The organism is Mesorhizobium sp. B2-3-15, assembly GCF_006442875.1.
GTDB classification, from domain to species: Bacteria; Pseudomonadota; Alphaproteobacteria; order Rhizobiales; family Rhizobiaceae; genus Mesorhizobium; species Mesorhizobium australicum.
Window position 1 is genome coordinate 219,535 of the sequence record NZ_VFVO01000003.1, and the last position, 25,463, is coordinate 244,997.

Sequence of the window (25,463 nt, forward strand, 5' to 3'; positions counted from 1 at the left end):
GGGCGATGCGGCAGACTATAGACGCAGGAGGCTGATACAAAGCCAATATTGCGCCATCGCCTTTCGACTGGCCGACGCTTGATGAGCGCGACCGTCGCGGTGACTTGCCCCATGATATGACCGTCTTTATCAAGGACAGGCTTTTTGAATGCCTTTGCCGTCCGCGAGTCGCCAATCCATCATGTTTTTTCGATTGCTTCGCCTCATCCTGGTCCTGGCGCTTGTCGTTTCGGCGCCGCTGTCGTTCGAGGCGGCGGCGCAAGGCGTTGGCCAGGCGCCCGCCGGACTGGTCGCCGACCAGCAGAAGATCATCCAGGGCCTTACGACCAAGGCCGACAATTTCGAGAAGCAGATACAGCAGGATGGCGAGGACGACAGCAACCTTGTGGACATCCGCCTCCAACTTGAGGAATTGTCACGGCAATCGCTGACCAGCGCGCTGGCGTTCCGCACACGCCTGGGCGAAATCAACAGCAGGCTCGAACAGCTCGGGCCGCCGCCCGCCGCCGGCCAACCGGCTGAGCCCGACATCGTCAGCGCCGAACGCGAGGGGCTGACGTCCGAAAAGGCCGAGATCAACGCGGTCATCGCGCAAGCTCAATCCTTGTCGATCCGCATCAGCGGGCTGATCGACAAGATCGGCAACATGCGCAGCGCGCTGTTCCGCAATCTCCTCACCAAGCGCTACGTGCTCTCGGACGCGTTGAGCCCGCAGGTGTTTTCCGATGCGCGCGACGAGTTCGGCAATTTCTACAAGGCGGTGTCGTCCTGGCTGAGCTTCGCCATCAAGTTCAAGTTCCAGGCTATCCTGGCGGCGACCTTCGTGGCGCTCGGCCTGGCGCTGGTGCTGCTGGTCGGCGGGAGGCGCCTGTTCGGGCGGGTGTTCGAGGCCGATCCGACCAATGAGGACCCATCCTATCTCAGCCGCCTGTCGGTGGCCTTCTGGTCGACCTTGCTGCCGACGCTGGCGGTCGCCGCCTTTCTCGGCTCGACGATCTTCTTTTTCAATTATTACAACGTGTTGCGCGGCGATATCGGCCTCTTCCTCAATGCGTTGGCCACCGTCATCGGCGTGGTGTTCTGTGTCAATCGGCTGACCAACGCTGCACTCGAGCCGCGTTTGCCGAACTGGCGGCTCATCCCCGTCGAAACCGGGCCGGCGCGCTGGCTGGTCCGCCTGACCACCGCCATGGCCGTGGTCATCAGCTTCAACACCTTCCTGTCGGTCGTCAACGACAAGATGGGGTCGCCGCTGTCGCTGACCATCGCGCGCAGTTTCGTGGCCACCATCGTCGTCGGCGTCATCCTGATCCTGATGGCGATGCTGAGGCCGTTCAGGGCGCGTGACGGAAGCTGGCGCCCGTGGCCGGCCTGGCTGCGCTACACCTCGCTCGGGCTGGGGCTTTTCACCATCATCGCGGCGCTGCTCGGGTATATCGGCCTTGCCCTGTTCGTCTCGCTGCAAGTCGTGGTCACCGGCACCGCGCTAATAACGGCCTATATCGGCTTCCTGTCGGCGCAGGCGATCGGCGAGGAGGGCGCTTTCGCCAACACCTCGGTCGGGCGTTGGCTGTCGGCCAATTCCAGCTATGAAGATACCGCACTCGACCAGCTCGGTCTTGTCGTCAGCATCGCCATCAACGTGATGATCGTGCTGGTGTTTCTGCCGTTGATCCTTTTGATGTGGGGCTTCCAGCTCGGCGATATCGAGGCGTGGGCGTACAAGCTCGCAACCGGAATCAATATCGGTTCGGTGACCATTTCGGTCACTGGCATCCTGTCGGGCATCGTCGTCTTCGTTATCGGCTATTTCCTGACGCGCTGGTTCCAGGGCTGGCTCGACGGCTCGGTCATGGCGCGCGGCAAGGTCGACACCGGAGTGCGCAACTCGATCCGGCTGGCGGTCGGCTATGCCGGCGTTGCGCTCGCCGCGCTGGTCGGCATCTCTGCGGCCGGCATCGACCTCTCCAGCCTGGCGCTGGTCGCGGGTGCGCTTTCCCTCGGTATCGGCTTTGGCCTGCAGAATGTGGTGTCGAATTTCGTCTCCGGCCTGATCCTTCTGGCCGAGCGGCCGTTCAAGGTCGGCGACTGGATTGTGGCCGGCGACGTCAGCGGCACGGTCAAGAAGATCAGCGTGCGTGCCACGGAGATCGAGACTTTTCAGCGGCAGTCGGTGATCCTGCCCAATTCGAACCTGATCAACAACGCCGTCGGCAACTGGACGCACCGCAACAAGCTCGGCCGCATCGACATCAAGGTGGGCGTCGCCTATGGCAGCGACGTCAAGCAGGTCCACGCGGTGCTGCTGGATATCGCGCGCAGCCATCCGCTGGTGCTGAAGAACCCCGAGCCTTTCGTCTTGTTTTCCAATTTTGGACCCGCCGCGCTCGAATTCGAGATCCGCGTGTTCCTGGCCGATGTGATGAACGGCAACATCGTGCAGAACGACGTCCGCTTCACCGTGCTGGAAAGATTCGACGACCAGCACATCGAAATCCCGTCCACGCCGCGCGCGGTCGTCGAGGCCAAGAAGCACGTGGCATGGCCGACCGACGACGACAAGATCGAGGTCGATTTCGCCGAACGGGAAGAGGCCAAGGCACAAGCCGAGGCGGACGCAAAGCGTCAGGCCAAATCAAGCCGCAAGACACGCAAGCCAGATCCGGATTAGATTGGAGATTGCATGTCGGCATGCCAATTGCGGCATTCAGTTGCGGTTCAGCTTCCATCTCATATAAGCTCCCATGCAAAGGCGAGAATGCCTTGTGGAAATGCAACAGAGGCGGTGGGAACACCGATATTGCAAATGTGGAAGTCTCTCGTCGCTGCCGTGGCCTTGCTCGCCGTGAGCGGCTCGGCCCATGCCGCCAGCGCGGTCAACAAGGACGCCGAGACGCGCACGCTGGTCGTGACCGAGGGCGGCAGCAAGACCGAGCTTGCGCTGGCCGGCGGTGAAACCGTCGAGTTCTGCCAGAGCGGCTGTTTTGTCACCTTGCCCAATGGCGACCTTGAAGCCCTGACCGGTTCGGAAACCGTCGAGATTTCAGGCGGCGTCGCCCGCATCAAGTAATCTCGGTGTGATGATTGGAAAGGCCGGGCGTTTGCTCGGCCTTTTATTGTTTCCGGTAGCTGTTGTTTAACAATGACGATCGAAATGCCGCGGCGGCAGCCCTTTGCAACCGTACGTTTTAATGTTCGCTAGGCGATCCCCCGCTATACCAGCATCAAGACGCCGAAACACGGCGCTCAACGGGTTCCGGTTTCCGGATCAGATGCTGACAGGGCAGGACGGGCATGGACGCGCGGTCGGACAGGAACGCAATACCGCTTGCGGTCGATCTCGACGGCACGCTGATCGCGACGGACCTTTTGTGGGAAGGATTGTTCATCCTCCTCAAGAAGAACCCGCTCTATTTCTTCCTGGTGCCTTTCTGGGCGGCCGGCGGACCGGCGCGGCTGAAGCAGGCGATCGCCCAACGCATCGACATCGATCCCGCCACGCTGCCCTATCGGGCGCCCCTGCTCGACCGGCTCCGCACCGAGCACGCCGAAGGCCGCAAGCTCGTGCTGGCCACCGGCACGCCGCGCAAGTTCGCCGACGCCATTGCTGTCCATCTCGGCATTTTCGACCGGGTACTGGCCACCGAGGGTCTCGACAATCTCACTTCGGGAAAGAAGCGAGCCTCGCTCCTTGCGGCCTATGGCGATGCCGGTTTCGACTATGCCGGCAACAGCCGCCACGACCTCCAGGTCTTCGACGCGGCACGCAGCGCGATCGTGGTGGCGCCGGACCGTCATGCCGCGCGCTGGCAGGCGGCGCATGGCGCCGAAACGATGCCGGCGCCCAAGCCGACGTTGCGGACCATCGTCAAGATGCTGCGCGTCCACCAGTGGCTGAAGAATTCGCTGATCGCCGTGCCGATGATGCTGTCGCACGAATATTTCAATTCCAACATGATCTGGGAATGCCTGCTGGCGTTCATCTCGTTCAGCGCGGTGGCGTCGGCGATCTATATCCTCAATGATTTCTTCGACCTTGCGCTCGATCGCAAGCATCTGACCAAGCGCAACAGGCCGTTCGCCAGCGGTGCGCTGTCTATTCCGTTCGGCCTTGGCGCAATCGCGGTGCTGCTGGCGATCGGCGTCGGCACCGGGTTGTTCCTGTCGCTTGAATTCCTGGCTGTGCTCGGCGGCTACATGGTCGTTACCACGGCCTATTCGCTGTCGTTCAAGCGCATGCTTCTGGTCGACGTGCTGACGCTTGCCGGCCTCTACACCATTCGTGTGCTCGCCGGCGCGGCCGCCACGGGCGTCGACGTCTCGTTCTGGCTGCTCGCCTTCTCGATCTTCTTCTTCCTGTCGCTGGCACTGGTGAAGCGCTTTGTCGAATTGCGCACCACAGCCATTCCGCCCGGCGAACGCATTGCCGGCCGCGGCTATCGCACCGAAGACCAGGAGATTGTCGCCCAGGCCGGCATGGCTTCGGCGTTCTCCTCGGCGCTGGTGCTGGCGCTCTACATGGACAGCGTCGCGGTGCGCGAACTCTATCCGCATCCCTGGCTGATCTGGCCGCTGGCGCCGATCGTGCTTTATCTCACCATGCGTGTCTGGATCCTGGCGCGCCGCGACGAAATGCACGATGACCCGGTCGTCTTCATCATTCGCGACTGGCGCAGCCAGATCGTGGTGGCGATCGGCGCGGTGCTGCTGGTCATCGGGGGCTGGTAGGCATGGCGGAACGCTTCCAGAGCTTTGGCCTTGCCACGCCGCCAGCGGCAAGGGCGATGCACGCCGATGACGCCATTGCGCTGCTGAAGGGCGGCCAGGCCTGGCAAGCGTCGCTGCTTGCCTATGGCAACGGCCGATCCTATGGCGATTCCTGCCAGAACCAGCTCGGCACCGTCATCGACATGCGGCCCCTGAACCGCATTCGCGGCTTCAACGCCGAGAGCGGTCTGCTCGAAGCGGATGCCGGGGTGCTGCTCGCGGATGTCATTGCACATGCCGCGCCTCATGGCTTCTTCCCGGCGGTGGTGCCCGGCACACAATTCGTCACGCTCGGCGGCGCCATTGCCAACGATGTCCATGGCAAGAACCATCACCGGCGCGGTACGTTCGGTTGCCATGTGGAAAGTTTCACGCTGCTTCGGTCGGATGGACACAGCTATCGCTGCTCTGCGACCGACAATCCGCGCCTGTTTCGGGCGACCATCGGTGGCATGGGGCTCACCGGCCTGATCCTGTCGGCTTCGATCCGGCTGATGCGGATTCCGTCGCTCGATATCGTGGAAGAGACGACGCGGTTTCGCGACCTCCGCGAATATTTCGACCTTGCCGAAGCGGCGGACCAGGCCAATGAATACGCCGTCGCCTGGATCGACCAGCTCGCCGGTGGCCGCAACAGCGGACGGGGGCTGCTGTTTACCGGCAACCACGCCGAGCACGGTTCGCACGCGGCCGCGCCTGCGAGCGCGAAATTCTCCGTTCCGCTCCAGCCGCCTTTCAACGTGCTCAGCCGGCCGTTCCTGACCGCTTTCAACGCCGCCTACAGGTGGAAAAAGGGGCAGGCCAAGGCGCCGCGCCAGGTCGAATACCAGGGCTTCTTCTTCCCGCTCGACGGTGTGCGCGACTGGAACAGGCTCTATGGACCGAAGGGGCTGTTCCAGCATCAGAGCGTGGTCCCGGAAGAGGCCGCGCGCACAATCGTGCCGGCACTGCTCACGGCGGCCAGGCAGGCAGGGCAGGGGTCGTTCCTCACCGTCTTGAAGCGCTTCGGTGGGGTCCGCTCGCCGGCGCTGCTGTCGTTCCCTCGTACGGGTTACACGCTGACGCTGGACTTCCCCAACAGGGGAGCGGCGACGCTTGCCCTGCTGGGCGAACTCGACCGCATGACGATCGCGGCCGGGGGGGCGGTCAATCCTTACAAGGATGCGCGCATGAGTGCTGCAACCTTCGTCGCTTCGTTTCCGGAGTGGCCGAGGCTGGAGGCGCTGCGCGATCCCGCCTTCATGTCCGACTTCTGGGCGCGCACGGCCGGGATTGTCGACCTGCCGCGGCGCGATGCAGAGGCAGCCGAATAGGTAAACTTAGAATGAATCGTGGTTTACGAATGTTTAACATCCAGATTTACTCAGAAATGTCTTGTGGGTTCACGAAATCTTTTCAGATTTGTATTAGCTGATATCACAGGGTGGCGGGCTACATGAAATATATCGTCTTCATTTTGTTTACGGTCATGACAAATGCTGCTGCGCAGCTAATGCTGAAGCAAGGCATGATGTCGCTCGGACCGATTTCATTCGAGGGCACCAATCCGCTGATCAAGCTGTTGCAGATCGTCTTCAGCCCCTGGGTCTTCCTTGGCCTGTGCACCTTCGTCATTTCGATGGCCTCGCACCTCTACGTGCTTTCCAAGGTCGAGCTTTCCTTCGCCTATCCGTTTCTGAGCCTGGCTTACGTCGCGGTCGCGATCTTTGCCTATTTCGTCTTCCGAGAAGACCTGAATGGCTGGCGCATCGCCGGCATTGCCTGCATCTGCGTCGGCACGGTGCTGATCGCGCAAAGTGGGCGAGGGCATGAAGACCAGAGCGCTTCCATCACGCCCGACAAGATACAAGCAAACGAGATCGTTCGATGAGACATGTGATTTTCGGGGGTGACGGCTTTGTTGGCCGTCACCTGGCGCCGAAGCTTGTGGCCGACGGTGAAGAGGTTGTCGTCGCCGACATCGTCAGGAGCGACCTTGCGCATTACCGCACTGTCCGCTTCATCAAGTGCGACGTCACCGACCAAGGCTCGGTTGCCGCGGTCGGGCTGAAGGCCGACGACATGGTCTACAATTTGTCGGCCAAGATGCTGTCGCCGATCCAGGTGCGGGCGAAGCGGCACGACTTCTTCTTTCCGGTCAATTTCCACGGCACCGAGCACATCCTGGAGGCCATGGACAAGGCTGGTGCCCACAGGCTCGTCCACTATACGACCGACATGATCTATGGTCACACCGTCACCCAGCCGATGACCGAGGAGCACCCGGTCGCGCCGCTCGGCGAATATGGCTGGTCGAAGCAGAAGACCGAGGAACTGGCCGGCGAATGGCGTAAGCGCGGCATGTCGATCTCGCTGTTTCGCCCGCGCCTGATCATCGGCCCCGGCCGGCTCGGCATCCTCGAAAAGCTGTTCAAGCTGATCGACTGGAACTTTCCCGTGCCGATGATCGGTTCGGGCCGCAACCCTTATCAGTTCATCTCGGTGTTCGACTGCGCCGAGGCGGCGCGCGCGGCGTGGAAGGCCGGTGTGCCCAACGAGGCCTATAATCTCGGGTCGCTCAATCCGCCGCCGGTGAAGAAATTGCTTGGCGACCTGATCCGGCATGCCGGCTCGAAGTCGATCCTGCTGCCTACCCCGGGCTGGGCGGTCAAGCGCACGCTCGACCTGCTCGACCTCTTCAACATGCCGATCATGGATCCGGAGCAATATCTGATCGCCGACGAGGACTGTGTGCTCGACGTGTCCAAGGCCGAGCGGCAGCTCGGCTGGGTGCCGCAATACCGCGACGAGGACATGCTGATCGCCGCCTACAGCGAATACCGCGCCAAGAAGGCCGGGCCCGCCGTCGCCACCAAACATGTCCCCGCCGAATAGGGCGCGCCGAACAGTTTATTGCGCTCGACGCCAGCCGCGGGCGCGAACAGGAGATTGAAATGACCGTCATGGCCAAGCCGGAACAGACGAATACGCGCACCCTGGTCAGCGCGCCGACACTGTCGCCCGCCACCACCGCCAAGCCCGACCTGATCAGCGTCGAGCAGGCCAAGGCGATGGATGTCGCGGGGATGACCGACCTGTTCAAGGCGCATCTCAACCCCGGCCAGCTGCATTTCATGAAGCTGCTCGGCTTCCACAAGATCAAGATCGAACGTGCAGAGGGCATGTTCTACATCGACCAGAACGGCCGCAAGATCCTCGATTTCTTCGGCGGCTTCGGGTCGCTGGCCTTTGGCCACAATCATCCGCGCATTCTGGAAGTGCGCAAGAAATTCCAGGAGGAAAAGCGGCAGGAAATCGCCATCGCCTTCATGTCGCAATATGCCGCCGCGTTGGCGCACAACATCGCCAAATGTTCGCCTGGCGATCTCGACATGGTGTTTTTGGGCTCGTCGGGCTCGGAAGCGATGGAAGCGGCGGTGAAGCTTGCCGAGCGTGCCGCCGGCCCGAAGCGGTCGAAAATCGTCTATGCCGAGAATTCATTCCACGGCAAGACCAAGGGTGTGCTGGGCATCACCGACGGCCAGCTCTACCGCGCCGATTTCAGGATGGCCGACAATACCGTCCGCATTCCCTTTGCCGATATCGAGGCCGTCGAGCGCCTGTTCCGCTCCGATCCGGAGATCGGCGTCATCGTGCTGGAAACCATCCAGGGCGGCGGTGGCATCATCCAGGCGCCGACTGAATACTGGCAGAAGCTGCGGGCGCTGTGCGACCAGTATGGTGTGCTTTGGGTCGCCGACGAGGTGCAGTGCGGCTATGGCCGCTCGGGGCGCTTCTATGCCTTCGAGCATCATGGCGTCGTGCCCGATGTGACGGCACTGGCCAAATCGCTGGGTGCCGGCAAGGCCGCTGTCGGCGCGATGATTGCGCGCCGCGAAATCTACATGAAGGCCTACGGCACGCCGAAGACGGCGATGATCCATGCAATGGCCACTTTCGGCGGCATGGGCGAGGCGTGTGCCACGGCGATCGAGGGCATTAACGTGCTTTACGACGAGGGGCTGATCGACAACGCCGCCGTCACCGGCGAGTACCTGCTGCAGCGGCTGCAGGCACTCAGGGAAAAATACCCGAAGATCATCAAGGACGTGCGCGGCAAGGGTTTTATGGTCGGGCTGGAGTTTCACGACTTCTCGCAGACCTTGCCGATGGTGCTGCGCCCTATCGTCAGCGTGCTCGACGACAAGCTGAAGGGTTCGCTGTCCGGTTTCGTCGGCGCGCTGCTGCTGCGCGACTACGACGTGCTCGTCGCCTTCACCGAATACAACCGCAACGTCATCCGGCTCGAGCCGCCGCTGATCTGCCAGCGCGAGCATGTCGACCGCTTCGTCGATGCCTTCGACAGTCTCTTGTCGCGTGGCATCGTGGCGATCGTGAAGGATTTCGTCAAAAGCCAAGTCCGTTGAAACGAACGTTCGCCGAGAAGACATGCTGACCAAGTCGCCCGCTCCGCAAAGTCCACTCGACCGGCTCGCCGAGGCCGGTCTGGCGTGGGGCGAGGGGACCTACGCGTGGCTGGCGGCTCCGATCGGTGCGGCTGCCTTCGCCCTCTATATGCTTTTGACGGCGTTCACGGCCTGGGTGATGCCCGACGCCAACTGGGACATGCTGCCCTATCTCGCCATGTCGGAGGAGAGCACCTACCCCGATGCGCAGGCACTGCATGACTATGCCTACAGCACCGTCAAATCGAGTGTCTCGGCGGCCGACTACAAGGCGCTGACCGACGATGGCGGCGGCTTCCGCAGCCACATGGCGCAGAACGCCGCCGATTTCCATTCGTTGCTCGGCATGTACCGGATCAAGTTCCTCTATGCCGAAATCCTGTCGACGCTGAGTTCCGTCATGTCGCCAGTCGAAGCGATGCGGCTGGTGCAGGTGTTTTCGGTCCTGCTGTTCGGCGCGATCACGCTGCTCTGGCTGCGCGCGGAAAAGGCACTGGCGTTGGCACCGGTGGTCGGCGCGGTGCTGATCATGGCCGATTTCGGCGACGCCGCGCGCGCTTTGACACCGGACCTGCTTACCTCGGCGCTGCTGCTAGGCGGTCTCTTCGCTTATGTCCGAGGTCGCGAGGTGGCGACGGCGATCCTGCTCTTCCTCGCCTTCATGGTGCGGCCGGACAACATAGTTTTCCTTGCCGTTTTCGCTGTGCTGCTGGTCCTGTTCCGGCAGAAGGCCTGGGGCGTGCTGGTCGGTTTTGCTGCTTCGCTCGCCGCGTATTTCGCCATTTCGCACTGGGCCCATCATCCCGGGTGGTGGCCGCATCTGTGGTTTTCCAGCATCGGGCAGCACTACAATATGGACGGGTTCGAGCCGGCTTTTTCCGTCATCGCCTATCTCCGGGCGTTTGCCGCCTCGCTGCTGCGCGCCATCAACCTGAACAGCTGGGTCGGGGTCTCGGTTCTGGCGCTGGCCGGGTGGTTTGCGGCCGACCGCGCCGGCTTCAAGCTCGGCCGCCGCGCGGGCATTCTGTTTGCTGCGCTGGTGCTCGGTGCGCTGGCCAAATTCAGCGTCTTCCCGATCCACGACACGCGCATTTATTTCCCGCATCTGATCCCGCCATTCCTGCTGCTGGCACCGCCCTTCATGGCGTTGTGGGCGGCGGTCACCGCCGGCCAGCACCGCGCCGCCTTGCACGTCATACCAGGAGACAAATCATGAATTCAGTTTCCAACCTGGCGCGCATTGCCCTGTCGCTCGGCCTTCCCGCCGGCCTGCTCGATCGCGGGCCGTCGCTGCGCGGCACCAAGTTCCTCGCCAACGCCGCGCTGAAGGCACGCTTCAGTGATAGCGGCCGGGCATTCCAGATGGTCAATGTCGGCGCCTGCGATGGCGCGCTGTTCGATGACGTGACGCCTTGGCTGCACCGCATTCCAAAGGCCCGCGCCATGCTGGTCGAGCCGATCCCGTACAACCAGAAACGGCTGCGCGCCAATTACCCTGACACGGACCGCTTCGTCATCGAACCCGTCGCGGTGACGAGAACAAAAGGCACGATCACCGTCCACACCTTTGACGCTGCCGCACTCGAAGCCGGCACGCTGCCGATCGAGTTCATCGGCTGCTCGTCGGTGACCGACACCAACCTGATGTCGGGCAAGAATGCCTGGGGCGAGGCCGACGCCAATTTCAACAAGTTCGCGCCGCATCTGAAAGACATCGAGGTGCCGTCGGAGACCTTGCAGACATTGCTCGACCGCAACGGCATCACCCATATCGACGCCTTCCTCGTCGATTGCGAAGGCGCCGACTGGATCGTGTTCGAGCAGCTCGACCTCAAGCGCTATCGTCCCGGCATGATCAAGGTCGAGGTTGGTGCGCTGCCCGCGCCGGAGATCGGACAGGTCGTGGTCAAGCTGAAGACGGCGGGCTATCAGGTCGGCTTCCAGGCCGAGGACGTCTGGGCTTTCGCCTGACGGGTAGATGTTTTTCCTGATTTGGGGAGGGGTCGCGCGGCATCCGAGGCGTGTCGCAAACAGGCGGTAGCGCCGTCCCCGTCGCCTGCATATTGTGCGCCGATCAGACGGGCGCCGACGCCGCCCGCAACAGCATTCTGGAGTCGCGGGCAATGGCAGAGTTTCCAAAAAAGGCGAAGGTCGTCATCATTGGCCTCGGCGGCATTGTCGGCGCATCGATCGCCCATCATCTGATCGAGCGCGGCTGGAACGACATTGTCGGCATCGACAAATCAGGCATCCCGACCGATATCGGCTCGACCGCGCACGCTTCCGACTTTTGCTACACCACCAGCCACGATTTCCTGTCGTGCTGGACGACGCTCTATTCCATCGATTTCTACGAGAAGATGGGTCACTACGCGCGCGTCGGCGGCCTCGAGGTCGCCCGTGTCGGCGACGACGGCCGCATGGATGAGATCAAGCGAAAGATCGCCTCGGCCAAGGCGTTCGGCACACGCGCTCGCCTGATCGACCCCGTCGAGATCAAGAAAAAATTCCCGTTGATCGAACAGGATCTGGTGCAGGGCGGCCTGTGGGATCCGGATGCCGGCCTCGTTATTCCGCGCTCGCAGACCGTTGCCGGCAAGCTGGTCGACCAGGCGGAAGCGTCCGGCAAGCTCAAATCCTTCGCCAACACGCCGGCGAAGTCGCTCGTGGTCAAGGACGGCCGCATCAGTGCCGTGGTGACCGACCGCGGCACGATCGAGGCCGACTATGTCATCGTCTGCGCCGGCATCTGGGGCCGGCTGATCGCCGAGATGGTCGGCGAGGACCTGCCGGTCATGCCGATCGACCATCCGCTGACCTTCTTCGGCCCCTATACCGAGTTCGCCGGCACCGGCAAGGAGATCGGTTGGCCTCTGCTGCGCGATCAGGGCAACTCGGCCTATATGCGCGACACCGGCGACCCCAAGACCGCCGAGGGCGGCCAGATCGAATGGGGTTACTACGAAGAGACCAATCCGCGCCTCTGCCATCCGCGCGACCTGCTGGAGAAGGACCAGGCACGACTGTCGCCGTCGCAGCGCGATCTCGACATGGAGCAGATCCTGGCGCCGCTCGAACGCGCCATGGAACTGACGCCGATCCTGGGCGAACTCGGCTATAACGAAAGCCATTCCTTCAACGGCCTGCTGCAGGTGACGGCCGATGGCGGCCCGTCCATGGGCGAGAGCCAGAAGGTGAGGGGCCTGTGGTACGCCGTCGCCATCTGGGTCAAGGACGGCCCTGGCATGGGCAAGCTGATCGCCGACTGGATGACGGATGGCCGCACCGCGATCGACCACCACGCCATCGACTATGCGCGCTTCTATCCGCACCAGACCAAGGAACAATTCATCTGGGATCGCTGCACCGAGACGGCGATGAAGGTCTACAACCCGGCGGTGCATCCGCGCGAACCCTTCTCCAAGGCCCGCAACATCAGGCGCTCGCCGTTCTGGGAGCGTGAAAAGGAACTCGGCGGTTATTTCATGGAGCTGGGCGGCTGGGAGCGTGCGCACGGCTATGCCGCCAACGAGCATCTGCTTGAGAAGTATGGAAACCGCGTGCCGGTGCGCGAGAACGAATGGGACAACCGCCATTTCTGGCGCGTCTCCAACGCCGAGCATCTGGCGATGAGCGAGGATTGCGGTATCGTCAACCTCTCGCATTTCTCGATGTATGACATCGAAGGACCCGACCATGTCGCGCTGCTGGAATGGCTGTGCGCGGCCAAGATCGGCGGTGACAACAACATCGGCAAGGGCATCTACACCCACTTCCTCGATGAGCAAGGCATGGTGCGCGCCGACTTCACGGTGATCCGCATGGCCGACCGCTGTCGGCTGATCGACGGCGCCGACGCCGGGCCGCGCGACTACCAGTACATGCGCCGCACGGCCCAGGACAAAGGGTTCGACGTCACCATCACCGACGTGACCGAGAAGTACGTCACCATCGGCATCTGGGGGCCGAATGCCCGCACGACGTTGCAAAAGGTGGTCGAGAACCCGGATGGGCTTTCGCCGGAGAATTTTCCGTTCGCGGCGATCAAGCCGGTCCGGATCGGCGGCAAGGACGTTACGGCGTTCCGTATTTCCTATGTCGGCGAGCAGGGCTGGGAACTGCATATGCGCTACGAGGATGGTCTCGCCGTCTGGGACGCGCTGCGCTCGACCGGTGTCATGCCATTCGGCGTCGAGACCTACGCCAATACGCGCCGCATGGAGAAGAGCCTGCGGCTGCAGAACGCCGACCTCTTGACCGAGTATAATCTGCTGGAAGCCGATCTCGCCCGCCCGAAGGTCAAGGAGAACGATTTCTGCGGCAAGGCCAAGCACTTGGAGTATCGTGAGCGCGCGCACCAGCCGGCGATGCTATGCACGCTGGTGATGACCGAGAACAAGGATTCCAGAGGTGTCGCCCGCTATCCGGTCGGCACCATGCCGGTCATGGACCCGGCAACCGGCGAGACGCTGGTCGACGAACTCGGCCGCCGGTCGTTCACCACCTCGGTGGCCTATGGTCCGACCATCGGCAAGAACATCGCGCTCGCCTATCTGCCCTGGGCCTATGCCCAGGAAGGCCGCAAGCTCGACGTGGAGTATTTTGGCGAGACCTATCCGGTCGAGGTCGCCAGTGTCGGCTACAAGCCGCTTTACGACCCGGAGAATCTCAAGCCGCGGAGCTGAGCCTTCGCCAAGAATTTCGCGCGTGTTCGGATGAGCCCGGCCCAGGTCGGGCTTTTCTCTTTTTCAGCTGTCGATTCTGGCTTACCCTCGCGGCATGTCTGGTTTTGGCACTGCAAGACATCTGCTTTCGAGCGTCGTCGCGCTGGCGCTGACGCTCTGGCCGACGACAATGTCTCGCGCAGACGAGCCGGTCGATGTCGAACTGGTGCTGGCGGTGGACGTGTCGCTGTCGATGTCGGCCGACGAGCTCGAGATCCAGCGTCATGGCTACGCGGCGGCGCTGACGCACGACAATGTGCTGCAGGCGATTACCGATGGCGCCTATGGCAAGATCGCCGTCACCTATGTCGAATGGGCCGGCACCAACTGGCAACGCGTCATCGTGCCGTGGACAGCGATCGCGACCCGGGCCGATGCGGAGCGGGTGGTGGCGCAATTGTCGGCTCAGCCGCCCAACAGCGCGCGGCGCACCTCGATCTCCGGCGCGCTGGAGTTCGGCAGCGACCTTTTCGCCGAAAGCGGCTACCAGGGAACCAAGCGCGTCATCGACATTTCGGGCGACGGGCCAAACAACCAGGGCGCGCCGGTCAATCTCGCCCGCGACGGGGTGGTCAGGCAAGGCATAGTCATCAACGGCCTGCCGCTGATGACCCGAGGCGGCTTTTCCGGCGTCTATGACGTCAACGATCTCGATCGCTACTACAGCGACTGCGTCATCGGCGGTCCCGGCGCCTTCATGATCCCGGTCAACGACTGGACGCAATTTCCCGAAGCCATCCGCCGCAAGCTGGTGCTGGAGCTTGCCGGCCCGGCGTCACGGCAATGGGCGGCGGAGGAGGCGGATCATCCGCCAGTGGTGCTGGCGCAGGACAAGCCCATCGCCGACTGCCAGGTCGGCGAGAAAATGTGGCGCAACCGCAACTGGATGCCCGACGCCAGATAGCGCAATTCCAAAACCGGATTGCCGGCTGCTTTGCGCGCAAACACGGTCCTGTTGATTGACAAGCCCATCGGCCTCTGTGAACAATTTCCCGCAGAAAAACAAAAGGGGAACCGATATGAACAGAATAATCGTCCTTGCCGCGACATTGACACTTGCCGCAGGCTTGTCCGCGCCGGCAATGGCCGCCACATCGCTCACCATCGGCATCAGCGGATGGACCGGATTCGCGCCGCTGACACTCGCCAAGCAGGCAGGGCTGTTCGAGAAGCATGGGCTCGACGTGACCTTGAAGAAGGTGCCGCAGGCCAGCCGTCCGCTCGCCATCGCCAGCGGCGACCTGCAATGCGCCGCCACCACGGTCGAGACCTGGCTGGTCTGGAACGCCAGCGGGGTGACCACCAAGCAGATTTTCCAGCTCGACAAATCCTATGGCGCCGACGGCATCGTGGTGCGCAACGACATCAAGACGGTCGCCGATCTCAAGGGCAAGACCGTCGCTTCCTCGGCGCCTGGAACGTCGCCCTACTTCCTGCTGGCCTGGGTGCTGAACAAGAACGGCATGTCGACCAAGGATGTCACGGTCGTCAATCTCGAACCCGACGCGGCGGCGCAAGCCTTCCTCGCCGGCCAGAACGATGCGGCCGTCACCTACGAGCCCTTCATCTCGGCCGTGCGCGACAAGGCCGACCAGGGGCATATCCTGGCGACCACGCTCGACTATCCGATGGTCCTCGACACGGTCGGCTGCACGCCCGAATTCCTCAAGGCCAATCCCGACGCCGCCAAGGCGCTTGCCGACAGCTATTTCGACGCCCTCGACATGATCAAGAAGGAGCCGCAGAAATCCTACGAGATCATGGGCGCCGACGTGAAACAGTCGGCCAAGGAATTCGAGGATTCGGCAAAGTACCTGAAATGGGCCGACAAGGCCGAGAACAAGCAGTTCTTCACCAAGGAATTTCAGGACTTTTCCAAGACCGCCGGCGATCTGCTGCTGCAGATGGGGCTGATCAAGGAGGCACCCGACGTCGCCACTCTGGCCGACACCAGCGCCGTGGCGAATTGACGGTTCAACCCTTGGGCACCGTGCGGTGGCGCAGAGCGCCGCCGCCTTGCCGCTGACAAAGGACGAAGATGCGCCCCTTGCATCCTGTCTCTCCGAGCCTGCGAACAGTGCTCGGTATCTCCTTCTTCGTGCTGTTCGTGGCCTTCTGGGCTTGGATCACGCTTGGCGGCCACGTCAACCGCATCTTCCTCGCCGATCCGCTGTCGATGCTGCGGGATGGCTGGCGGCTGCTGGTCGAGGATCGTTTCTGGCTCGACATACTGATCACCATCTGGCGGGTCTTCGGCGGCTTTGTACTGGCCTCGGTCGTCGCCGTGCCGCTCGGCATCGCTATGGGCGCCTGGAAGCCGGTGGAAGCGTTTCTGGAGCCCTTCGTCTCCTTCGCCCGCTACCTGCCGGCGTCGGCCTTCATTCCGCTGCTCATCCTTTGGGCCGGCATTGGCGAGCTGGAAAAACTGCTCGTCATCTTCGTCGGCTCGGTGTTCCAGATCATCCTGATCATTGCCGTCAAGGTTGGGGCCACGCGGCGCGATCTGGTCGAGGCCGCTTATACGCTGGGCTCGACCAACAATGGCATCGTCAGGCGGGTCATCATGCCGGCCAATGCGCCCGAGATCGCCGTGACGCTACGGCTGGTGCTCGGCTGGGCATGGACCTATGTCATCGTGGCCGAATTGATCGGCTCATCGTCGGGCATCGGTTACATGATCATCAACAGCCAGTCGCGGCTGGCGACTGGGCAGATCATCTTCGGCATCATCGTCATCGGCCTGATCGGGCTGTTGTCCGATTTTGCGTTCAAGGCGTTCAACCGCTGGCTCTTTCCATGGAGCCTGGCGTGAGCAAGCTTCTTATCGAGGGTGTCTCGCGAACCTTTGCCGGCGTGCGGGGTGGAGAACCCGTCAAGGCGCTGATGCCAATCGACCTGGCGGTGGCGGCCAACGACTTCATCACCGTTTTGGGACCGTCAGGTTGCGGAAAGTCGACACTGTTGAGGATCGTCGCCGGCTTGGAGGCGCCAAGCGAAGGCCGAGTTCTGCTGGACGGCAAGACGGTGACGCGGCCCGGGCCGGACCGCGGCATGGTCTTCCAGTCCTACACGCTGTTTCCATGGCTGACGGTCGCCGAAAACATCGGCTTCGGCCTGCGCGAACGGGGGATGGCCGAAAAGGAGCGGGACGACATTGTCGCTTCCTATGTCGATCTCGTCGGGCTGAAGGGGTTCGAGAACCATTGGCCGAAACAGCTTTCAGGGGGCATGCAGCAGCGCACGGCGATTGCCCGGGCGCTAGCCAACGATCCCGAAATCCTGTTGCTGGACGAGCCGTTCGGGGCGCTGGACAACCAGACACGGGGGCTGATGCAGGAATTGCTGCTCGGCATATGGGAACGGCGCAAGAAAACGGTGCTGTTCGTCACCCACGACATTGAGGAGGCGATCTTCATGGCCTCGCGCGTGATCGTGATGACGGCGCGGCCCGGCCGCATCAAGTCGGATGTCGCCATCGACCTGCCGCATCCCAGGCACTACACGCTGAAGACTAGTCCCGAATTCTCGGCGTTGAAGGCGCGGCTGACCGAGGACATCCGCGTCGAGGCGATGCGGACGGTGCAAGTGCGGTCGGCCGAGACCTGATCGGGATCAGGCTGCCAGCAATTGCTTGCGGTCGACGCGTTCCTGCTGCGGCGAGCGGGCGTAGAGCTCGCGGTAACATTTCGAGAAATGCGAGGCCGAGACGAAGCCGCAGGCGACCGCCACCTCGACCACCGGCAGCGACGATTGGATCAAGAGATGCCGGGCGCGGTCGAGGCGGATTTCGAGGTAGTAACGGGCAGGCGACCGTCCCATCTCGGTGCGGAACAGGCGCTCGATCTGGCGGCGCGACAGGTCGACATGGTCGGCGATCTCGATCAGCGACAGCGGCTCGGACAGATTGGCCTCCATCAGCTCGATGATGGTCAGTACTTTCGAGTTCTGCACGCCGAGGCGGGCGCGCAGCGGCAGGCGCTGGCGGTCGGTCGGACTGCGCACACGATCGGTCAGCACCTGCTCGCACACGCGGTTGACGAGGTTCTCGTCGAAATCGTCGCCGATCAGCTTCAGCATCATGTCAAGCGCGGCGGTGCCGCCGGCGCAGGTGTAGATGTTCTGGTCGATCTCGAACAGGTCGGCAAAGACATTGGCCTTCGGGAACGCTTCGGAAAAACCGGGCAGGTTTTCCCAATGGATGGCACAGCGCTTGTTGGACAGGAGCCCGGCGGCGGCGAGGATATGTGCACCGGTGCACAGGCCGCCGACGGCGACGCCGCGATTGTATTCCTCGCGCAGCCAGGCAAATGCGGACTTGTTCTGATAGCGCTCGACATTGGTGCCGCTGCAGACGATGGCCATATTCGGGCGATCCGGCCCCGCCATCTTCTTGCGTTCCTCCTCCAGCGAGGTGTTGACCGCACACTCGACGCCGTTCGAGGCGCGCACCGGCTTGCCGTCGATGCTGGCGAGGCGCCAGCGATAGGCCTCGTAGCCGAGCATCCGATTGGCCGAGCGCAGCGGGTCGAGCGCTGTCGCAAAAGCGATCATGGTGAAATCGGGGATAAGGAAGAACACAAACGATCGCTTGATCGGATGCTTGACGGCGTTCACGGGGAACCTCATCTGGCCATGACGCGAACAGGATGTCGCGAATAGCATAGCGTCATCAGGAAAAACCATTCCTGTCAATCGTCTAGACGGCTTTGGGAAGATTAAATTTGCGACATGGGTCGCAAATGGGCAATCGCCGCGCGGTGCTGCTCGAACCAGGCCACCGTCAGGTTGTGAAAGGCGATGGAAGCGCAACAACGCCGCCTCGGCGGACCGAGGCGGCGGCAGTCAACCCTGAAGCCGCGGCAGGGGCGCGGCTCTGGAGGTGTCTTGTATTTTCGATTTCTACGCAGTTCCGGCCGGGAAAATACGGTTTTCCTGGAACCGCGCTCGTTCAGGCGACGAAGCCGAGACGTGCCGCGGCCATGGCGCCGGTCTGGCCGGGCATGGTGTTGGCAAGACGCTGACGCTCGAGAGCGGTGGTCAGGTTCATTTCGCGGCGGGCGAAGAGGCGGGCAAAAAGCTTCATGATCATCTCCAATCGGTTGCTCGCGCATTGGCCCGAAAAATCGAATTGATTTTCGGAAAGCACGATGCGCAGACTCAAAGTGTTAGAGCGTACTTTGTGCGTCCAATAGGACGCACGTCGCTCTAAACGGGTCGCCTTCGCTTGATGGAGTGGGGCAGCTCGTTTGCTGACGGTGATATAGGCTTGTGTGAGCAGGAACTAAATCGCAAAAGCGAAGCGCTTGATATGAAAAGCGACACCGGATGCGACATATTTTGGCAAGCTACGAGCAATATGCCTAGGATTTATGAATATTTACAAAGAGTTAATCAAAAAATCGAGCTGCTATGCGGCTTGCTCATATGCGCCATGCAGCGGCGGCATGGCTCATGAATTCGTTTGAATACAAATAAAATAGAGAAGGCCTGCCGGGCGGGCTGCGCGGCAGGCCTTCAGCACGGGGTACACACGATTTACTTTGCTCCAGCCCAGGATCCGACGCCGCTGCGAATGCCGGTCTTGGCGTCGGAAGCTTCCGGCCAGCCGATATCCTTCTGCAGCTCGATCGGCAGTGAACGGATGGCGCGTTCGGTCTGGTAGCGGGTGCGGGCCGCGTTGAATTCGGTCGCGATGCGGCCGAGGGACGATAGGATAGACATTTCGATCTCCTTTGCTACGGCACGGCAAGCGCCGGCAATGCGTTACGTCAGGTCTGTTTCAGCTTCATTTCACGTCGATGCAGGTCTGCGCCGTGGTCGTTTCGTGGCCGCTTTTGGCAGCATGCTGCTTCGATGGAGTTGACTATGCTCCCGGTCTGATGTTCAATCAAACGAAATGGAATGATGTTTTGTATCAGAAAAATTGAAGGTCGATCGTCATGAACGCCCCACTCAATCACCCGCTGCCGCTGCTCGACCTCGACGTTTTGCGCACCTTCGTGGCGATTGCCGAGACCGGCAGCTTCACCACCGCGGCCAATGCGGTGTTCCGGACGCCGTCGGCCGTCTCCATGCAGATCAAGAAGCTGGAGGATATTCTCGGCCGCTCGGTGTTCGCGCGCGACGCGCGTTCGGTGACGCTGACCACGGACGGCGAAATGCTGCTCGGCTATGCCCGGCGGCTTTTGTCGATCAACCGCGAGGTGGTGTCGAAGTTCATCATCCCCGATATTGTCGGGGTGGTGCGGCTCGGCTCACCTGACGACTATGGCGAGCGCGTGCTGCCGCATGTGTTGAAGCGTTTCGCGCAGTCGCATCCCTCGATCGCCGTCGACGTCACCATCGACCAGAGCAGCAATCTGCGCCGGCGCATGGATGACCGGGCGCTCGACATCACGCTGTTGACCAATTCGTACAAGACCAGCGCGCTCGGCGCCGAGGTGCTGTTGACCGAGCCGATCGTGTGGGCCGGCGCCAAGGGCGGCTGCGCGCATCTGCGCGAACCGCTGCCGGTTTCGCTTTGGGAAGAGGGCTGTGCCTGGCGGGCCGGCGCGCTCGAGGCATTGGGCCGCGAGGGCCGCAACTATCGCGTCGCTTATATGAGTGCCCATACCGCAGGCCAGCGCGCCGCGATCATGGCCGACCTCGCGGTCGCGCCGCTGCCGAGATCGTTCCTGGGCAACGACATGGTCGAACTCTGCCCTAAGGACGGAATGCCCGATATCGGCACTTACAATCTTGCCATGGTGGTGGCGCCGGACGCCAGCGCGCCGGTCAAGGCCGTCGCCGACCACATCCGCGCGACCTTCGAAGTGTTCAGGGAAACCGGCAAGTTCTGATCGATGTCGTGGGGCCGAGTTTCAGTGCTCGGCGATCTCGTCACGTTCGCCGAGCCGATTGATCGTCTGGCCGAAATGGTTGGTGTGCTGGGATGAAGCTTTGGTCGACGACTTGACCGTTTCCCTTTCAGCCCGAGTGTAGGCGTCGTCCGTGAGAAACGCGACGATGTGCTGACGCGCGCGCCGCGCTTCCGGCATGTCAATCAGCGGCCAGACGTGGAACATGCCTTCCTCGTAGATCAGCTCCACCTCGACACCGGCGGCGCTGGCTTTTTGTGCAAAGATGAGATTGTCGGGCGTGAGAAGATCGCGGGAGCCCGTCAGGAGCAGTGTCTTCGGCAATACCGACAGATCGCCATAGACCGGGCTGATACGCCAGTCTGTCGGATCCAATCCGGCACTATAGAGCCGGATTGCCTCACGCCCGCCGGCGATGCCCAACCATGGATCATTCCGCTCCGCCTCAAACACTTCGGGGTTCGCGAGCGAGACGTCGAGGCCGGGTGAAATCAGCACATGGCGCGACGGCACCGGCAAACCCTCGTCCGCCGCCATCATGGTCAGCACCACGGCCATGTTGCCGCCGGCGGAATCGCCCATGAAGACGATATCTTCCGCCTCTGTCTCATCGAGCATCTGGCGGTAGACAGCGCCGACCATGCCGAACATGGCGTGGAAATCGTGTTCCGGGGCGATAGGGTAGATCGGCACGGTGATGCCGTAGCCCAGCCGGTCGGCCATGTCGGCGATCAGATACCAGTGATAGGGCGTGATCTCAAAGACATAAGCGCCGCCATGCAGGTAGAGTATCCGCTTGTGCTCTCCGGCCTTAGGGGCGATTTCGTAGACCGGAAAACCGTCCACGCTGCGCGTCTGGATTTCGAAACGCTGATGCAGCGCGGCCGGCGGATGGTGATCCTCTGTCTTGCGCGCGGCGGCGATCCAGCGCTGCAGGTTTTCCGGGCTGGAAAAGGCTTGCTTGCGGCTGTGCCTGAGCACGAAGGACACAACGTGGCTTTTCAAACTTGGCATGCGAATACACGAACTTCGGCTGCAGCCGACTAAGAGAACTCCCCCTTGTAACGAAGATCGTGCCTTGGCCGAGAATGTCAAGATTTACGGCGTGCCCACACGCTGGTGTGATCCGCGCGTCGTCGGCGCCGCGGCAAAAGTGCCGTGCGCAATCGGTTGCTGGTGGCCATCGGGGATGTGTGGGATCCCCGGTGGACGCCGAGCAATTTGTATTTGTCGGCGAACGTCGTCACCGCGTAGAGCCTAGCAGCAGCGAGGCGAGTGTGGCCTGCGGATCGTTCGGCGGCGATGCCGGCCAGCCGATGTCCTTCTGGACATGCGCCGGCAAGCTGTTCAGCGCGCGGATCGATTTGTTCCTGGCGTGGGCTTGCCTGATGGCCACACCCAAGCGGCCGAAATTTTCGAACATCGTCATTGTCATCTCCCCTGAAGAACGGCGATGGCCAAGGACTGTCCTCAGCCGCCGTTCGATGTGCGGGTAAATGCGCTGTGCATGTATCTGCTGGATTTCGCGAAAACAGCGTTTCGGTTTCCGGATCGGACGATCCGGAAACATTTGCATACAAATAAATCGAGGGAGTGGCCGGCGCGTCTATTCGCGGCTGCGCCGGGCAGCATGGCCTTCGCGGGAGCGCCGGCGCGGAGCTGCATCTCCGGCGATGCCATCCTCGCTCACCGTCTTGCGCGGTGGCAGCTTCACCGCCGCCGCCAGTTTCGGGAACGGGTCGACCTTGTTGGGCAGCGCCATGGCGTAGACGAAGTGCTCCTGGAATTTCGGCTCGAGCGCCGTCTCGATCTTTTCGATCTGGCTCACCGTCTCCTCGATCTCGCGGCGATAGCCGCGATTGAGCAGCGCCATGCGAGCACCCGCGCCGGCGGCGTTGCCCACGGCCGAAACCTTGTCGAGGTCGCAATCGGGGATGAGACCTAGCACCATGGCGTATTTTGGATCGATGAAGGAGCCGAAGGCACCGGCGAAGTGGATGCGGTCGACATGCTCGGTGTTCTGTTTTTCCATCAACAGCTTGGTGCCGGCATAGAGCGCCGCCTTGGCCAACTGAATGGCACGCACGTCTGTCTGGGTGATGGTGATCTTGGGTTCGCCTTCCTTCAGCACGTAGGAGAAGGTGCGGCCGTTGGCGACGACACGCGGCGAGCGCGCGGCAAGCGATCCGTCGACGACGCCATCCTCGGAGATGATGCCGGCGAGATACATTTCGGCGACGATCTCGATGATGCCGGAGCCGCAGATGCCGGTGACGCCGGTCGCCTGCACGCTGTCGAGGAAGCCGGGCTCGTCGGACCACAGTTCCGAGCCGATGACGCGGTATTTCGGCTCCAGCGTGTCTGGATCGATGCGCACGCGCTCGATGGCGCCGGGCGCGGCCCGCTGGCCACCGGAGATTTCGGCGCCTTCGAAGGCCGGACCGGTCGGCGAGGAGGCAGCAACGACCCGTGTACGGTTTCCGAGTACGATCTCGGCATTGGTGCCGACGTCCACGATCAGCATCATCTCGTCCTGGCGATGCGGCCCTTCCGAGAGCGTCACCGCGGCCGCGTCGGCGCCGACATGGCCGGCGATGCAAGGCAACATGTAGAGCCGTGCGCCCTGGTTGAGCTTCAGCCCGATGTCGGAGGCCTTGATGCGAACGGCGCCCGAGACGGCAAGCGCGAAGGGCGCGCCGCCGAGTTCGGTCGGATCGATGCCGAGGAACAGGTGATGCATGATCGGATTGCCGACGAAGACGGAATCCAGGATGTCGTTGCGCTGGACATTGCCTTCCGCGCAAACCTTGTCGACGAGGCCGGAGATTGCCTCGCGGACAGCAACCGTCATGCCTTCGCGGCCATCCGGGTTCATCATCACATAGGAGACGCGGCTCATCAGATCCTCGCCGAAGCGGATCTGCGGGTTCGACGTTCCGGACGAGGCGGCGACGCGGCCCGACAGCAGCGACACCAGATGCATGGCGATGGTGGTCGAGCCGATGTCGCAAGCCAGGCCATAGGCCTCGTTCTTGAGGCCCGGCCACAGCGCGATGACGCGCGCTGTCTCGGTGTCCGTATCCTTGTAGATGGCGGCGGTCGCCGTCCAGTTGCCCTTGCGCAAAATACCTTGCACCTGCGGCAGTAGATAAAAATCGAAGTCCAGGCTTTTGAGGTTCCAGTCCTTCATCAGGGCGATCTTCAGGCGGTCGAGATCGCCAAGCGGCTTGTGCATGTCTGGTTCTTCGATCTCGACGTAGCACATGCGGATCGCGGAATCGCGGGCGATGACCCTGGTGTCGGCATCCTTGCGGATGGTCTGGGCGTTGATGACCGTGTCCTGCGGCACGTCGATGACGAGATCGCCGAGAATCTGGGCGGAGCAGGAGAGGCGGCGCCGTTCAGGCAGGCCGCGCACACGTTCATAGCGCTCTTCCTTAGGGCCTTTGGGCGATATGTGGTCGTTTGAGGAGGTGATCTTGTGCTTGGCGAAATTGCCTTCCTGCACCTCGATCTGGCAGCGTCCGCAAGTGGCGCGTCCGCCGCACACGCTCTCGACATAGACGCCGAGCTGGCGCGCGGCATCGAGCACGGGCGTTCCGACAGGGAACCGCCCGCGCTTGCCTGACGGCATGAACAGCACGAGCGGATCGGTTATGTTTGCAGGCGAGTTCACGATTGCGCGCTTATCCCCGGCCCATGCGGGCTTCACGGCCACCGCGTCGGCGGCCGCCATTGCCGCCGCCTTCGCCCGGCGCATTGACCGCTGTCGGCGCCGCCACCGCCTGGCCGCCTTCGGCCGGCTTGTAATCCTTGTAGGTCTTGATCCATTTGGTGCAGTTCTCGTCGGTGCCGTTCAGCACGTTGGCGCCGCGCACCGCTTCCATTTCCTGCGGGCGCACCGGGTTCATGATCGCCGAGGTCATGCCGGCGCCGATCACCATCGGGATGAAGGCGGCGTTGATGCCGTGGCGGTGCGGCAGGCCGAAGGAGATGTTGGAGAGGCCGCAGGTGGTGTTGACCTTGAGCTCTTCGCGGAGCCGACGCAGCAGGGCGAACACCTGGCGGCCGGAATCGCCCAGCGCGCCGATCGGCATCACCAGCGGATCGACTACGACGTCATGCGCCGGGATGCCGAAATCGGCGCAGCGCTGCACGATCTTCTTGGCGACGGCAAAGCGCACGTCCGGATCCATCGAAATGCCGGTCTCGTCGTTGGAGATGGCGACGACCGGCACATTGTATTTCTTGATCAGCGGCAGGATGGCCTCGAGCTTTTCCTCCTCGCCGGTGACGGAATTGACCAACGGGCGGCCCTTGGCGACTTTCAGCGCGGCTTCGATCGCGGCGGTGACGGAACTGTCGATCGACAGCGGCAGATCGACCAGGCCCTGGACGATCTCCAGCGTCTGCACCAGAAGGCCAGGTTCGGTTTCGTTCGGGTTGACCGAGGTGACGCCGGCATTGACGTCGAGCATGGTGGCGCCGCAGGCGGCCTGCTCCAGCGCGTCCTTGATGACGGTCTCGAAATTGCCAACCACCATCTCGGCGGCGAGCTTCTTGCGGCCGGTCGGGTTGATGCGTTCGCCAATCACGCAGAAAGGCTGGTCGAAGCCGATGATGATTTCTCGTGTCGCCGAGGCGACGATGGTCCGGGTCATGAAATCTCT

The 25,463-nt window shown here is 62.4% G+C and carries 22 protein-coding genes; 15 read left to right on the forward strand and 7 right to left on the reverse strand.

The window, feature by feature from the left end:
* The first annotated feature begins 181 nt into the window (after positions 1-181).
* The 14 genes from FJ954_RS08235 (at position 182) to FJ954_RS08300 (ending at position 17,542) form a co-directional block, all read left to right on the forward strand.
* Positions 182-2,671 (forward strand): mechanosensitive ion channel family protein, encoded by a 2,490-nt coding sequence (locus FJ954_RS08235; protein WP_140661037.1) that lies wholly within the window; start codon positions 182-184, stop codon positions 2,669-2,671.
* Positions 2,672-2,806: 135 nt separating this feature from the next.
* Complete coding sequence (locus FJ954_RS08240) at positions 2,807-3,070, forward strand: hypothetical protein (RefSeq protein ID WP_015317401.1); 264 nt, start codon at positions 2,807-2,809, stop codon at positions 3,068-3,070.
* Between the two features lie 224 nt (positions 3,071-3,294).
* Positions 3,295-4,728 carry a UbiA family prenyltransferase gene (locus tag FJ954_RS08245; RefSeq protein ID WP_140661038.1) on the forward strand — a complete coding sequence of 478 codons (1,434 nt, stop codon included), beginning with the start codon at positions 3,295-3,297 and terminating at the stop codon, positions 4,726-4,728.
* Positions 4,729-4,730: 2 nt separating this feature from the next.
* Positions 4,731-6,080, forward strand: coding sequence for an FAD-binding oxidoreductase (locus tag FJ954_RS08250; RefSeq protein ID WP_140661039.1), 1,350 nt, complete (start codon positions 4,731-4,733; stop codon positions 6,078-6,080).
* Positions 6,081-6,202: 122 nt separating this feature from the next.
* On the forward strand, positions 6,203-6,637 hold the full coding sequence (locus tag FJ954_RS08255; protein WP_015317404.1) for an EamA family transporter: 435 nt from the start codon (positions 6,203-6,205) through the stop codon (positions 6,635-6,637).
* A complete protein-coding gene (locus FJ954_RS08260) occupies positions 6,634-7,641 on the forward strand; it encodes an NAD(P)-dependent oxidoreductase (RefSeq protein WP_140661040.1) in 1,008 nt (335 codons plus the stop codon). Before FJ954_RS08255 ends, FJ954_RS08260 begins: the two co-directional genes overlap by 4 nt.
* 59 nt (positions 7,642-7,700) lie before the next feature.
* Positions 7,701-9,173 carry an aspartate aminotransferase family protein gene (locus tag FJ954_RS08265; RefSeq protein ID WP_140661041.1) on the forward strand — a complete coding sequence of 491 codons (1,473 nt, stop codon included), beginning with the start codon at positions 7,701-7,703 and terminating at the stop codon, positions 9,171-9,173.
* Positions 9,174-9,195: 22 nt separating this feature from the next.
* Positions 9,196-10,428, forward strand: coding sequence for a hypothetical protein (locus tag FJ954_RS08270; protein ID WP_140661042.1), 1,233 nt, complete (start codon positions 9,196-9,198; stop codon positions 10,426-10,428).
* Positions 10,425-11,183, forward strand: a complete 759-nt coding sequence (locus tag FJ954_RS08275; protein ID WP_140661043.1) for an FkbM family methyltransferase — start codon at positions 10,425-10,427, stop codon at positions 11,181-11,183. The genes FJ954_RS08270 and FJ954_RS08275 overlap by 4 nt, the downstream gene beginning before the upstream one ends.
* A gap of 152 nt (positions 11,184-11,335) precedes the next feature.
* Positions 11,336-13,897, forward strand: a complete 2,562-nt coding sequence (locus FJ954_RS08280; protein WP_140661044.1) for an FAD-dependent oxidoreductase — start codon at positions 11,336-11,338, stop codon at positions 13,895-13,897.
* 94 nt (positions 13,898-13,991) lie between these two features.
* Positions 13,992-14,840, forward strand: a complete 849-nt coding sequence (locus FJ954_RS08285; RefSeq protein ID WP_140661045.1) for a DUF1194 domain-containing protein — start codon at positions 13,992-13,994, stop codon at positions 14,838-14,840.
* 115 nt (positions 14,841-14,955) lie between these two features.
* Positions 14,956-15,906, forward strand: coding sequence for an ABC transporter substrate-binding protein (locus FJ954_RS08290; protein ID WP_140661046.1), 951 nt, complete (start codon positions 14,956-14,958; stop codon positions 15,904-15,906).
* A gap of 68 nt (positions 15,907-15,974) precedes the next feature.
* Positions 15,975-16,748: an ABC transporter permease gene (locus FJ954_RS08295; RefSeq protein ID WP_140661047.1), complete on the forward strand. Its 774-nt coding sequence runs from the start codon at positions 15,975-15,977 to the stop codon at positions 16,746-16,748.
* Positions 16,745-17,542 carry an ABC transporter ATP-binding protein gene (locus FJ954_RS08300; RefSeq protein WP_140661048.1) on the forward strand — a complete coding sequence of 266 codons (798 nt, stop codon included), beginning with the start codon at positions 16,745-16,747 and terminating at the stop codon, positions 17,540-17,542. Before FJ954_RS08295 ends, FJ954_RS08300 begins: the two co-directional genes overlap by 4 nt.
* Positions 17,543-17,548: 6 nt before the next feature.
* On the opposite strand, the gene FJ954_RS08305 is transcribed toward FJ954_RS08300, so the two are convergent.
* From FJ954_RS08305 to FJ954_RS08320, 3 genes are all read right to left on the reverse strand, one after another.
* Entirely contained in the window at positions 17,549-18,487 is a 939-nt protein-coding gene (locus FJ954_RS08305) for a GlxA family transcriptional regulator (protein ID WP_263485819.1), read from the reverse strand.
* A gap of 397 nt (positions 18,488-18,884) precedes the next feature.
* Positions 18,885-19,019, reverse strand: coding sequence for a hypothetical protein (locus FJ954_RS32240; RefSeq protein ID WP_013894968.1), 135 nt, complete (start codon positions 19,017-19,019; stop codon positions 18,885-18,887).
* A 452-nt stretch (positions 19,020-19,471) separates the two neighbouring features.
* Positions 19,472-19,657, reverse strand: coding sequence for a hypothetical protein (locus tag FJ954_RS08320; RefSeq protein ID WP_140615918.1), 186 nt, complete (start codon positions 19,655-19,657; stop codon positions 19,472-19,474).
* 218 nt (positions 19,658-19,875) lie between these two features.
* Here FJ954_RS08320 and FJ954_RS08325 point away from each other — a divergent pair, with 218 nt between their 5' ends.
* A complete protein-coding gene (locus tag FJ954_RS08325) occupies positions 19,876-20,775 on the forward strand; it encodes a LysR substrate-binding domain-containing protein (RefSeq protein WP_015317416.1) in 900 nt (299 codons plus the stop codon).
* 21 nt (positions 20,776-20,796) lie between these two features.
* On the opposite strand, the gene FJ954_RS08330 is transcribed toward FJ954_RS08325, so the two are convergent.
* The 4 genes from FJ954_RS08330 to FJ954_RS08345 all read right to left on the reverse strand — a co-directional run bounded on the left by FJ954_RS08330 (position 20,797) and on the right by FJ954_RS08345 (position 25,454).
* Entirely contained in the window at positions 20,797-21,807 is a 1,011-nt protein-coding gene (locus FJ954_RS08330) for an alpha/beta hydrolase (protein ID WP_015317417.1), read from the reverse strand.
* Positions 21,808-22,036: 229 nt separating this feature from the next.
* The gene (locus tag FJ954_RS31915) at positions 22,037-22,222 is read right to left on the reverse strand and encodes a hypothetical protein (RefSeq protein ID WP_015317418.1); all 186 of its coding nucleotides are present in this window, start codon (positions 22,220-22,222) and stop codon (positions 22,037-22,039) included.
* Positions 22,223-22,399: 177 nt separating this feature from the next.
* Positions 22,400-24,529 (reverse strand): ASKHA domain-containing protein, encoded by a 2,130-nt coding sequence (locus FJ954_RS08340; RefSeq protein ID WP_140661049.1) that lies wholly within the window; start codon positions 24,527-24,529, stop codon positions 22,400-22,402.
* Positions 24,480-25,454, reverse strand: a complete 975-nt coding sequence (locus FJ954_RS08345) for a methyltetrahydrofolate cobalamin methyltransferase (RefSeq protein WP_140661050.1) — start codon at positions 25,452-25,454, stop codon at positions 24,480-24,482. The genes FJ954_RS08340 and FJ954_RS08345 overlap by 50 nt, the downstream gene beginning before the upstream one ends.
* Positions 25,455-25,463 lie beyond the last annotated feature (9 nt).